At 63.5% G+C, this 11,922-nt stretch carries 11 protein-coding genes; 8 read left to right on the top strand and 3 right to left on the bottom strand.

The annotated features are described in order from the left end of the window. Together YU3_RS41325 and YU3_RS0121030 are read left to right on the top strand one after the other, a co-directional pair. Positions 1-1,212: hypothetical protein (locus YU3_RS41325; protein ID WP_027168102.1), on the top strand; the 1,212-nt coding region annotated here is incomplete at its 5' end. Between the two features lie 128 nt (positions 1,213-1,340). Next, complete coding sequence (locus YU3_RS0121030) at positions 1,341-1,694, top strand: hypothetical protein (RefSeq protein WP_027168101.1); 354 nt, start codon at positions 1,341-1,343, stop codon at positions 1,692-1,694. On the opposite strand, the gene YU3_RS0121025 is transcribed toward YU3_RS0121030, so the two are convergent. Together YU3_RS0121025 and YU3_RS0121020 are read right to left on the bottom strand one after the other, a co-directional pair. Then, positions 1,691-2,230 (bottom strand): dihydrofolate reductase family protein, encoded by a 540-nt coding sequence (locus YU3_RS0121025; protein ID WP_027168100.1) that lies wholly within the window; start codon positions 2,228-2,230, stop codon positions 1,691-1,693. The two genes, YU3_RS0121030 and YU3_RS0121025, sit on opposite strands and share 4 nt — an antisense overlap. Before the next feature lie 209 nt (positions 2,231-2,439). Next, positions 2,440-3,693: an outer membrane beta-barrel protein gene (locus YU3_RS0121020; RefSeq protein ID WP_084508186.1), complete on the bottom strand. Its 1,254-nt coding sequence runs from the start codon at positions 3,691-3,693 to the stop codon at positions 2,440-2,442. Between the two features lie 426 nt (positions 3,694-4,119). Between YU3_RS0121020 and YU3_RS0121015 the strand changes: the two genes are divergently transcribed. The 6 genes from YU3_RS0121015 (at position 4,120) to YU3_RS0120990 (ending at position 11,044) form a co-directional block, all read left to right on the top strand. Further along, complete coding sequence (locus YU3_RS0121015) at positions 4,120-5,163, top strand: LacI family DNA-binding transcriptional regulator (protein ID WP_027168098.1); 1,044 nt, start codon at positions 4,120-4,122, stop codon at positions 5,161-5,163. Positions 5,164-5,241: 78 nt separating this feature from the next. Beyond that, positions 5,242-6,489 carry a sugar ABC transporter substrate-binding protein gene (locus tag YU3_RS0121010; protein ID WP_027168097.1) on the top strand — a complete coding sequence of 416 codons (1,248 nt, stop codon included), beginning with the start codon at positions 5,242-5,244 and terminating at the stop codon, positions 6,487-6,489. Positions 6,490-6,819: 330 nt separating this feature from the next. Further along, positions 6,820-7,746: a sugar ABC transporter permease gene (locus YU3_RS0121005; RefSeq protein ID WP_027168096.1), complete on the top strand. Its 927-nt coding sequence runs from the start codon at positions 6,820-6,822 to the stop codon at positions 7,744-7,746. Beyond that, positions 7,746-8,603, top strand: coding sequence for a carbohydrate ABC transporter permease (locus YU3_RS0121000; protein ID WP_027168095.1), 858 nt, complete (start codon positions 7,746-7,748; stop codon positions 8,601-8,603). The genes YU3_RS0121005 and YU3_RS0121000 overlap by 1 nt, the downstream gene beginning before the upstream one ends. A gap of 19 nt (positions 8,604-8,622) precedes the next feature. After that, positions 8,623-10,587, top strand: a complete 1,965-nt coding sequence (locus YU3_RS0120995) for a glycoside hydrolase family 127 protein (protein WP_027168094.1) — start codon at positions 8,623-8,625, stop codon at positions 10,585-10,587. Between the two features lie 112 nt (positions 10,588-10,699). Next, positions 10,700-11,044, top strand: coding sequence for a hypothetical protein (locus YU3_RS0120990; protein ID WP_156913545.1), 345 nt, complete (start codon positions 10,700-10,702; stop codon positions 11,042-11,044). Positions 11,045-11,121: 77 nt separating this feature from the next. On the opposite strand, the gene YU3_RS0120985 is transcribed toward YU3_RS0120990, so the two are convergent. Further along, entirely contained in the window at positions 11,122-11,901 is a 780-nt protein-coding gene (locus YU3_RS0120985; RefSeq protein ID WP_027168092.1) for a response regulator, read from the bottom strand. Positions 11,902-11,922: the final 21 nt, after the last annotated feature.

Genomic DNA, 11,922 nt, shown 5'->3' with positions numbered 1-11,922 from the left:
CATGACCAGACCGGGCTCGACTTCGCCAACTTCGAGAAGTTCGACATCTCGGGCACCAAGTACGAGGACGTCAACGGCGACGACGGCGCGAACGGCGTCGGGGTCGACGACAAGGCTTGGGCCGGCGTCACCATCTTCATCGACAAGGATAATAGCGGCACATTGAATGCCGGCGACGTGTCGACGACGACGGCGGCGGACGGCACCTGGTCGTTCACCGGCCTCGATGCCAGCTATGCTGGGATGAAAGTCCTGGAGCAACTGCCGGGCGGGTCGGTGCAGACGCTTGGCAATGCCGGCTACACCATCGTTGGCACCTCAGGCCACGACCAGACCGACCTCGACTTCGCCAACTTCAAGTTCTTCTCGGTCTCCGGCACCAAGTACGAGGACCTGACCGGCAACGGCAAGACCGGTGACGACATTCCATGGGCGCACGATCCTGTGACGATCTACATCGACGAGAACGGCAACCACGTGTTTGACGCCGGCGACCTTTCGACGACGACCGGGGCCGGCGGTGCCTGGTCGATCGGCGGTCTGACGCTGACGGATGTCGGCAAGAATATCTACGAAGTGGTGCCTGACGGCTCCGAGCAGACCGGCATCCTCGTGCAGACGGTCGACAATCCCGGCAGCGGCGGCATCGACACCGGCAACGACTTCACCAACTTCGTGCCGCCGCCGGGCCAGGGCTTGACGCCGGGCTTCTGGAAGAACCACGTGGATATCTTGAACCAGGAGTTGGGCGAGTTCCATTCGGGTTGGACCGCTAACACCTCCTTTGAGACCATCTTCGGTTTCCAGGACCTGGCGAAGATCTCCGGAACGCCCTCGATCTTGGATGCGTTGGGGGCCAAGGGCGGTGGCGTGCATCACCTCGAACGCTCCTCGGCGGCGGCGTTTCTCTCCGCTGCCGTCAATGAGGTGCCCGACGGCCCCGGCGGTAAAACGGAACTCAATTTCAGTTTCTCCGCGGCGACCAGTTCGAACCCAGCCATCATCTCTATTCTCAATCTGATTGACACGAACGACGACCACACGCTCCAAACAGGCGAGGTGACTGCCGCAGTGCGGGACGTCCTTAACGACACCAACGCCCCAACCTCCATCTTCGGCCTGTCCGGTCAACCGGGGATCGAGGATATAGCCAACGCCTTCGACGCGATGAACAACCAGACGCATCCGGACGCTAGCGTCTTCCTCGTCTAACGACCTGTGCGCAATCGCCCAAACGCTGATCGGGGGCGAGCCCAGCTCGCCCCCGATCGTTAGGGCCGCGAGGCCAATCGACACCCGCCGCGTGCGATCAAATTCAACGAAGGGCAAAGAGGGCCGATATGAACCAGGGCGCTGAAAAGATCATCGACCGGCTCGACGCGCCGGAGGTTTTCTGCGACGGCGCGCTCGCCATCAGCTTTCGCCAGGACGTGCTGCGCTTCACGCTCTATTCGGATCGCATAAATGCCGAGGAGCGCGCCAACGTCAATCGCGTCGTTGTCGGGCAACTGGCGATGCCGTCGGCGGGTTTCGTCGAGCTCTACAATCAGATGACCGCGGTCATGGCGCGACTGACGCAGGCCGGAAAGGTGCATCAGGTCGAACAGCCACGCAGCCTTCCCAGAGCAACAGATGGCGGGCGCGAGCCGCATCCCGCTTGGTCGGTTGTACCGGCCCAGGAAGCGGGCGGCTAAGCCTTAGCAACCGGCCTATACTCCATCGCAACCACGCCATTGCCGAGCGGCACGGCAGAGACCAGTTCGAGCGCGACCGGCGCGTCGGACGGAAACAGCTGCTTGCCCCGCCCGGCGGCTCCTGGATAGACGAGCAACCTCACGCGGTCGACAAGTCCGGCGCCAAGAAGCTGCCGGGCGACGCTCACGCTGCCATGCACGTAGATGTTGCCGCCGGCCTGTTGCTTCAGCCGGGCGACAGCCTCGGGCAGGGGGCCATCAAGAAGCTCCGCCGGTTTCCAATCGACCGCCTTGAGGCTGGTCGAGGCGACATATTTCGGCAGCGCATTGAAGCGCTCGGCGAAGTCGCCGGTTTCCGACGGCCAATGTCCGGCAAAGATCTCGTAGGTAACGCGTCCGAGAAGCATGGCGCCGCTGTCGACAAGCTCATCCTCCTTGAACTTGGTCATCGCTTCGTTCCAGACGACGCTGGGCAGTCGCTCATGCTCGGCGATGCCGTCGACGGTAATGAATTCGGTGATGATGAGTTTTCGCATGATGCTCCTCCCTTGTCGGACGCAGCCTTGTCGGACGCAGCGCTGCCCATCCAGCGTGCCAACCGAGCATCGCATGGGTTTTCTCGCGGCGAGTGGCACACCGCCCGTTGCCGAAGCATAAGCTGAGTTACCGACGGGCGACAGATCGCCCCGGCGGAAGAAAAAGCCCGCCGCCGGCGGGCTTTTTGAAAATTCTACCTGGAGGGGGCTTAGTTGAACTTGTACTTGGCGTCGATCCGCACCGTATGGAAGGACGGCGTCGAGGTAATCACGCCGCCGACTGGAATGCCCAGATCCGCGGAAAAGTCGTGCTTCTCGAATTGCGAATAGCGATATTCGATGCCGACCGTCATCTTGTCCGACACGGCGGTTTCCAGGCCGCCGCCGACCGAGAAGCCGCTCGAGCCCCAGTCGATGATGTCGCCGACCGGGTCGGATCCGTTGAGATCGAAATGCTGCCAGCTGTAGCCGCCGAGCGCGTAGGCCAGCGTGGAGTCGTTCACCTTCATGCCGATGCGGCCGAGCACGTCGAATCCGTAGTCGGTATCGAGGTTGATCTGTCCACCCGGCAACTCGAGCTTCGAGGTCATGCCGGAATAGCGCGCATCGACCAGGACACCGGCCACCCAGCTGCCCATTTCCTGATCGTAGCCGATGCTGGCTTCGCCAAACACGCCTTCGCCGCCCAGCCCGTTGAAGTTGACGCCAAGCAAGTCGGAGTCGATCGAATGCACGGACGCGCCGGCGCCGAGGCCGCCGCCAGCGTAGAAGCCGGTCCAGTTGTAGGAAGGCGTCTCGAAGCTCGCAGCGCTGCCATCATTGGCATTGAAGCGATAGCTGGCGGCGACCTCAAACGTATGGCGCGAGGTGTCGAGGTTGAGCGCGCCGTCCGGAGCACTCAATCCGGCGTCCGAGAGCAGGCTGTCGTTGGTGCTGAAGCGGGTATAGCGATACTCACCCTTAAGCGTCCAATTTTTGTTGATCGCGGTTTCGACGCCGGCACCGACGAAATAGCCGCCCTGGTCCCAATCGAATCCGAAACCGGCATTGGTATCGAGCTTGTATTTCTGCCACGCATAGCCGCCCAGGACATAACCCAGCGTGCTGGGCGTCAGCAGGTAGCCGGCGCGAAGACCGACGTCGAAGCCATAGGTCTCCTTGATGTCGGCGTTGAAGCCGCCCAAAGCGCCGACATCGAGCGACGTCTTGATCGTGCCGACATGCGCGTCGATCAGGCCGCCGAGCAGGAAGCGCTGCGAGACCATATAGTCGTAGCCGACGGTCATCTGACCATAGACGCCTTCTCCGCCGATGCCGTTCAGCGAGACTCCCGGAAGGATGTCGCCGCTGAGCTTGTGAACATTGGCGCCGGCGCCGACGCCGAAGCCGACATAGACGCCGCTCCAGTTGAAGCCGGGAGCCGCCTGCTCCTGGACGACGTCAGCGGCATGCGCGGCCGACATCAGGGCGACGGCCGAAACGGCGCCCAACAAAACGGATTTCGCGGAAATACGAAGAAGAAGCATAGCCCATAACCCCAATTAAACCCGGCGGGCTTCTAGCAAGGGTTGTGAAATCTGTGGTTGCAAAAATGCCACACCAAAGGGCGAACTGCCCAACCCTTGGGCAGTTTTCCCATAAGATCCGGGCAGTTACGGCAAATGCACCCAGAAAAGGTCAGTTCGGCTGTGGAGGGTTAGCACGGTTGGTTTGACCACTTGCCGGACGCTGGACCAGTCACGACAACGGCCTTGCGCGACGCCGGCCTTTCAGTCTAGTCTACTTGAGAAAACCTTTTCCCAACCCGCAGCTTTCGACGTCCACCCCGGGCCGAATGCAGCAGGCCTCCGTGAGAAAAGGTTTTCTCAATGGGAGGTCCTGCACCGAAGATGGTTTCAGACGCCGAGTCAGCGCCTGTGTTTGCCAAGCCGCCCGTCACCTTGCGCGAGGTGGCCGCCGCTGCCGGCGTCAGCGTGGCGACGGCGTCGAAGGCGTTGAACGGGCAGGGGCGCATGACCGCCGAGACGCGCGAGCGTATCCGCGAGACGGCGCGGATACTCGGCTTTCGGCCGAACCACCTGGCGCAGAGCCTGTTGCGCAAGCGCTCCTTCACCGTCGGGCTGCTCACCAACGATACCTATGGCCGCTTCTCGCTGCCGCTGATGGCCGGCGTCTCCGATGCGCTGGTCGACAATGGCGTGTCGGTCTTCCTGTGCAATGTCGAGGACGATCATCGGCTCGGCCAGCTGCATGTCGAGGCCATGCTCGACAAGCGCGTCGACGGCATCATTGCCACAGGAAAGCGGATCGACCGCCATCTGCCGGTCGATCTCTCCAACCTCCGCATTCCGGTCGTCTATGCGTTCACCCAGCCCGACCCCGGCGCGGTCGGCCTCGTCTCCGACGATGCCGGCGGCGCCCGGCTGGCGGTGGAGCATTTCCGTCGGCTCGGGCGCCGCCGCATCGCCCATGTCAGCGGCCCGGCAAGCTTCGAGGTCGTGAACACGCGCGCCGATGCCTATCGTGCCGCGCTTCAGGAAAACAACCTGCCCGTCAGCGAGCCGCTACTCGGCGCCTGGTCGGAAGGCTGGGGTCACGAGGCGGTCGCAAGGCTGTTCGGGGGCGGGGAGGAGAGGCCGGACGCAGTCTTCTGCGGCAACGACCAGATCGCCCGCGGCGTCATCGACGCGCTGCGCGAGCGCGGCATCGCTGTGCCCGACGATGTCGGCGTCATCGGCTTCGACAATTGGGAGATCGTGGCCGAGGCGACGCGCCCGCCGCTGACCTCGGTCGACATGAACCTGGCAGCGCTAGGCCGCGAGGCCGGGCTTGCCCTGCTTTCGCTCGTCGGCGGCCAGCCGGCCGCGCCGGGCATCAGGAAACTGCCGTGCCGGCTGGTGGTGCGTCAGTCATGCGGAAGTCCGCCGGGATGAAGCAACAAGGTTTGCGTGCGTCCGGATCCGCCGGGCGGCGCGGCCGAAACTGGGAGGAGAACCATGAGGAGGAATCAAATGAAAACCATGCTTGCCAAGCTGGTGCTTGCCGCGGCCGTCATCGGCGGCGGCCTGCAGGCGGCGTCCGCCGAGACCGCCAACATCTGGGTGCGCGCCGACGGCTCGAATTTCATGCCGCGCATCGTCGACGCCTTCAACAAGGCGAACAAGGACCAGATCAAGCTCGACATCATTCCCAATGCCGAGATCATTCCGAAATATGGCGCCGCCGCCGCCGGCGGCACGGCGCCCGACGCGCTGTCGCTCGACCTGATCTACACGCCGTCCTTCGCCGCCGCCGGCCAGCTCGAGGACATCACTGACTGGGCGAAATCCTTGCCCTATTTCGCCAGCCTGTCGCCGGCGCATGTGAAGACCGGCACTTACAAGGACCGCATCTACGGCCTGCCGTTTTCGGCCGACGCCTCGGTGCTGATCTGGAACAAGAAGCTGTTCAAGCAGGCGGGCCTTGATCCCGAGAAGGGACCAACCAACTGGGCCGAGATCGAGGCCGACGCCGAAAAGGTCAACGCGCTCGGCGGCGACATCAAGGGCTTCTACTTCTCCGGCAATTGCGGCGGCTGCAACATCTTCACCTTCACGCCGCTGATCTGGGCCTCGGGCGGCGACATCCTGTCCGAGGACGGCTCGAAGGCGACGCTCGACAGCCCGCAGCTGCGCGGCGCGATCGACCTCTACCGTTCGATGGTCAAGAAGGGGCTGGTGCCCGAGGGCGCGCAGACCGATACCGGCGCCAACTTCTTCGCCGCCTTCGCTGGCGGCAAGATCGGCCTGTCACCGTCGGGCGCCTTCGCCATCGGCGCTTTAAACACGCAGTACCCGGACATCGACTACGGCATCACCTTCCTGCCGGGCAAGGATGGCGGCTGGTCGTCCTTTGCCGGCGGCGACAATTTCGTCGTCACCAAGGGCACCAAGAAGATCGCCGTGGTGAAGGAGTTCCTCGACTTCGCCTATTCGCTGGAAGGCCAGACGATCCTGGCCAAATACGGCAGCCTGCCGGTGCGCAACGACATCGCCAAGGACGCGCTTAAGGATCTCGACCCGCGCTACCAGGTGGCGGCCGAGGCGATGGCCAAGGGCAAGACTCCCTATTCGGTGGTGTTCAACGACCTGATCAACTCCGCCAATGGCCCGTGGACGCAGATGGTCAACGAGGTGTTCTTCGGCGACGATGTCGACGGCGCAATTTCGAACGCACAAGAGACCATGCAGTCGATCATCGACCAGGCGCCGAACAAGTAACCCAGGGCCAGCCGGCGTCGGGATCGCGCAACGCCCGCCGCCAAGGCTCTGACCGGCCGCCCGCCCCGTCTCCCTGGCCGGGCGGCCGGATGTTGCATCACTGAATGGCAGGACTATTGCGTTGAGACAGCTCACTCTCACCAGCATCGCCAACAGGAAGGCGCCGCGAGGTTCGCGCCCCCTTCTCCCCTTGTGGGAGAAGGTGGATCGGCGCGCAGCGCCGAGACGGATGGTTCCAGGGAACGCCGACGTCTCACTCCGCTGGAACACCCCTCATCCGTCGCCTTCGGCGACACCTTCTCCCACAAGGGGAGAAGGGGAGGCGCGGCTATGACCGCCATCGCCGCCACCTCCACGCCGGCCCGCGCCCGAAAGCTGGTCGGCGTCAGCCGCCGGCAATGGGTGGGCCTGCTCTATGTCCTGCCGGCCGTGGCTCTGGTCACGGTCTTCTTCGTCATCCCGCTCGGCATGACGGCGTGGATGTCGCTCAACAACTGGCCGCTGATGGGCGAGCATTCCTTCGTCGGTCTCGACAACTATTTCGCCATCCTGCGCGACACGCGCTTCTGGAACGCGCTCAAATTCACCGCCTATTACACGGTGATCGTCACCATCGCGATCTTCGCCGTCGCCTTCCCGCTGGCGATCTTCATCGAGAGGCCGCGGCCGCTCACCAATCTCTACCGCACCGCCTTCTTCATGCCGGCGGTGGTGGGCTTTGCCTCGGCGAGCCTGCTCTGGTCGTGGCTCTTGAACGTCGATTCCGGCCTGTTCAGCCCGGCCGCCTTCGACCTCGGCCTGACCGGGAAGAGGATCAATCTTCTGGCCACCTTCCAACCGGCCTTCTGGTCGATCATCGCCATGGTGGTGTGGAAGGTCGCCGGCTTCACCATGATCATCCTGATGACCGGCCTGCAATCGATCCCGCAGGATTTGCAGGAGGCGGCCGTCATCGACGGGGCAGGACCCTTCGCCAGGTTCAGGGCGATCACCTTGCCGCTGATGCGCCGCACGCTGGCGCTGGCGCTGATCCTGTCGGTCGCGGGCTCGATCCTCGCCTTCGACCAGTTCTACATCATCCTGCGCGGCGGCCCGCGCAACCAGACGCTGACGGCGGTCTATTGGATCTTCAACCAGTCATTCGTCTCGTTCAAGCTGGGCTACGGCGCCGCGCTCTCGATGGTGCTGCTGGTCATCCTGGTGGCGCTCAGCCTCATCCAGCTCTGGCTGCTGCGCAAGCCCGAGGGGCTCGACTGATGGCCGAGGCAATGTCGCAGAACCGCAAGGCGGCCTTCAGCCTCGCCAGGCACTCCACCGGCATCATCGCTTCGGTGCTGTTCCTGGCGCCGATCGTGTGGACCGTGCTGTCGACCTTCAAGCCGGCGCAGGAAGCGCGCCAGCCGCCGCTGCCGCCATGGCCGACCACCGGCTTCTCGATCGAGAACTATCAGACGCTGAACTCCTTTGGCGACGGGCTCTGGGTCTCGGCGCAGAATAGCATCTATGTCTCGGTGATGACCGTGCTGCTCTCGGTGTTGGTCAGCGTGTTGGCCGGCTACGGCTTCTCGCGCTTTCGCTTTCCGTTCCGGGATTTCTTCTTCGTCCTCATCCTGTCGACGATCATGATCCCGTTCCAGTCGATCCTGACGCCGATCTTCCTGGTGCTGACAAGGCTCGGCCTGCACAACACGCTGACCGGCCTGGTCTGCGTCTATGTCACGCTGCAGCTGCCGTTCTCGATCTTCATGATGCGCAATGCCTTCGACGCCGTGCCGCGCGAGATCGAGGAGGCCGCGCGCATGGACGGCGCCAACAACGTCACCATGCTGGTGAGAGTGATGCTGCCGCTGGTCTGGCCGGGCGTCGTCACCATCGCGCTGTTCGCCTTCCTCGGCGCCTGGAACGAATTCCTGGCGGCGCTCGTGCTGATGACCGACCAGTCCAAATTCACCCTGCCGGTGATGATGACGGCGTTGCAGTCCGGCCGTTTCGGCGCCATCGACTGGGGCGCCGTGCAGGCCGGCGTCACCGTGATGATGGTTCCCTGCCTGATCCTGTTCTTGGCGCTGCAGCGCTTCTACATCCGCGGCCTCATGGCCGGGGCCGTCAAGTAATTCGAATGGAGTTGACCTTATGACCGCATCGCAGCCCGCCACGCAGACCGGCACTTCCATCAAGCCGAAGCTCGCCTTCCGGCCGCTCCCGGTGCCGCAGGTCGATGTCCGCGGCTTCTGGGGCGACCGTGTCGATGCGGTGGCCGCCAAGACCGCCGGCATCCTCTACGACCGTTGTGTCGAGGCGCGCATGCTGGAGCAGATCGATCCGGACCTCCCGTCGCCGGGCGTCGTCATCCCGTTCCACGTCAGCGATGGCTTCACCTCCCGGACGGTGACGACGCAGATGTTCTGGGATTCCGACTGGGGCAAGACGATCGAGACCGCGGCCTATTCGCTCTACCGTCGCCGCAATCCCGATCTGGAAAAGAAGATCGACGCCGTCATCGACATGTATGGCAAGCTGCAGCAAGAGGATGGCTATCTCTCCAGCTGGTACCAGCGCATCCAGCCCGGCCTGCGCTGGACCAATCTGCGCGACTGCCACGAGCTTTATTGCGCCGGCCACCTCATCGAGGGCGCCGTCGCCTATTACCAGGCGACCGGCAAGCGCAAGCTGCTCGACATCATGAGCCGTTATGCCGACCATATCGCCGATACTTTCGGCCCGGAGCCCGGCAAGCGGAAGGGCTATTGCGGCCATGAGGAGATCGAGCTGGCGCTGGTCAGGCTCGCCCGCGTCACCGGCAACGACAAATATATGAAGCTGGCAAAGTACTTCATCGACCAGCGTGGCCTTGAGCCCCACTATTTCGACGAGGAGGCGCTGGCCCGCGGCGCCGACCCCAAGGATTTTCACTTCAAGACCTACGAATACAACCAGTCGCACAAGCCGGTGCGCGAGCAGGACAAGGTCGTCGGCCATGCGGTAAGGGCGATGTATCTCTATTCCGGCATGGCCGACATCGCGACCGAATATGGCGACGACACGCTGAAGGTCGCGCTCGAGCGGCTGTGGGACGATCTCACGACGAAAAGCCTCTATGTCACCGGCGGGCTCGGGCCGTCGGCCGACAATGAAGGTTTCACCAACGACTACGATCTGCCCAACGAGACCGCCTATGCCGAGACCTGCGCCTCCGTCGGCCTGGTCTTCTGGGCGAGCCGCATGCTCGGCATGGGCCCGAACGCCCGCTACGCCGACATGATGGAGCGCGCGCTCTACAATGGCTCGATCTCGGGCCTGTCGCTCGACGGCTCGCTGTTCTTCTACGAAAACCCGCTGGAGAGCCGAGGCGGCCATCACCGCTGGAAGTGGCATCGCTGCCCGTGCTGCCCGCCCAATATCGGTCGCATGGTGGCGTCCATCGGCAGCTATTTCTACGGCCTCGCCGACGATGCGCTGGCCGTGCATCTCTATGGCGACTCGACCGCCCGCTTTGAGATCGCCGGCCGGCCGGTCAGCCTCGTTCAGACCAGCAACTATCCCTGGGACGGTGCGGTCTCGATCGAGGTCGGGCCGGAGGCGCCGGTGGAATTCACGCTCTACCTGCGCATACCGGCCTGGTGCCGCAAGGCTGCACTTCGGGTGAACGGCAAGATGGTCGATCTCGAAGCGGCGACGAGCGACGGCTACGCCGCGATCCACCGCGAATGGCGCCAGGGCGATCGCGTCGAGCTCGACCTCGAACTGTCGATGGCGCGCTTCTTCGCCAACCCGCAGGTACGCCAGGACATCGGTCGCGTGGCGCTTGCGCGCGGCCCGCTGATCTACTGTATCGAGGAAACCGACAATGGCGGCGGACTGCATCGCATCGCCTTGCCGCGCACGGCAAAGTTGGAGGCGCATAAGGAGCCGAACCTGCTCGGCGGCATCGTGACCCTTTCGGCCATCGGCAGCCGGGCCGAGGCGCAGAACTGGGGCGCCGATCTCTATCGTCCCGAACCGCCCGCGACGGAGGAGACCAAGCTCAAGGCGGTTCCCTATTTCGCCTGGGACAATCGCGATCCCGGCGAGATGCTGGTCTGGCTGCGGGAGGGGTGACGGGCGACGTAAGGTTCTGCCTGGTTTCAAATGTAGCCGGACATCCCAGCCCTGAAATCCCATTGTAACCGGGCTCCTTCACCTTGCTGTCCAAAGAGGGAAGGAGATGGCCATGCATGTGGAAATCCAAGCAAAATCCAACGCCTGGCGGCGCGCGGCCGTCACCGCGATCAGCGGATCCTGGTTGGCTTCAACGGCAATGGCGGCTTTCGCCGTCGCCGGAGCGCTGGCGGGCGGCAGCCAGGTTGCATATGCGGCGACGGCGCCGGCCTGCATCATCCGCAAGGTCCATCCTAACCTGGAGAATGTGAGCGTCTTCAATTACTGCGGAAGAACGATGCGGGTCCAAGTCAGAGTCAGCTGGAATTTCGATTCGCCCTGCTACACGCTCGCACACGGGCAGTCCTTCAACTTCGGCTGGGGGGCCGGAGACTACAGGAAGATCTCCGTCTGCTAACGCCGAAAAGTGACGGTGGGATAGAGGGGTTGGCGGATGGCCGTTCCTTCTTGCAAGAAAGGTCTTTCGAACCGGCCTCAGACCGCCTCCACGGCCGCCGCGAACACATAGCCGGTGCCGCGTTCGGTGACGATGAGCTTCGGCTCGCTGGGATTTACCTCGAGCTTGCGGCGTAGCCGTAGGATCTGCACGTCGATGCTGCGGTCGAACACCTCCTCGTCATGCATCCTGCTCGCGGCAAGAAGCTGCTCGCGGCTGAGAATCTGCTGCGGCGATCTGAGGAAGGCCGTCAGGAGGTTGAATTCGCCCGCGGTCAGCGGCGTCGCTTCGCCCACTGGCGACTTGAGGTGTCTGCTGCGCATGTCGAGTTCCCAGCCGGCAAATCTGTAGCGCAAGTGCTTTCTGCCCTGCGGACGCCGTTGCGCCGCGCCCGATCGCCGGAGCACGGCGCGAACCCGCGCGAGCAATTCTCTAAGGCTGAAGGGCTTGGTTATGTAGTCGTCCGCTCCAAGCTCCAGGCCGACGACGCGATCCACCTCGTCGCGCCTGTGGCCGGTGATGATGACGATGGGCGCTTCCGGCGGGCTGCCAAGTCTGCGCATGATGTCGAACCCGTCCTCGTCGGCAAGCTTCATGTCGAGGATCATCAGGTCGACGGCCCTTTCGTTAAGGACGCGCGACATGGCCCGGCCGTCGGCGACGGCGCTGACCCTGAAGTTCTCGCCTTCAAGGTAGTTGGCGAGCATGGCTCGCATGTCGGGATCATCGTCGACGACAAGGATATGCCTCCCCGCCGTTCCCGCTTCTATTCTGCCTTTTGCCTGTTCTTCGTGGCGCGCATTTTGTTCGGTAGACATCTCGCACTGTCCGCAAGCATG

The organism is Mesorhizobium sp. WSM3224, assembly GCF_000427725.1.
Lineage (GTDB): Bacteria > Pseudomonadota > Alphaproteobacteria > Rhizobiales > Rhizobiaceae > Mesorhizobium.
Note: the sequence above shows the minus strand (reverse complement) of the source record. Positions and strands in the feature narration are given on the sequence as shown.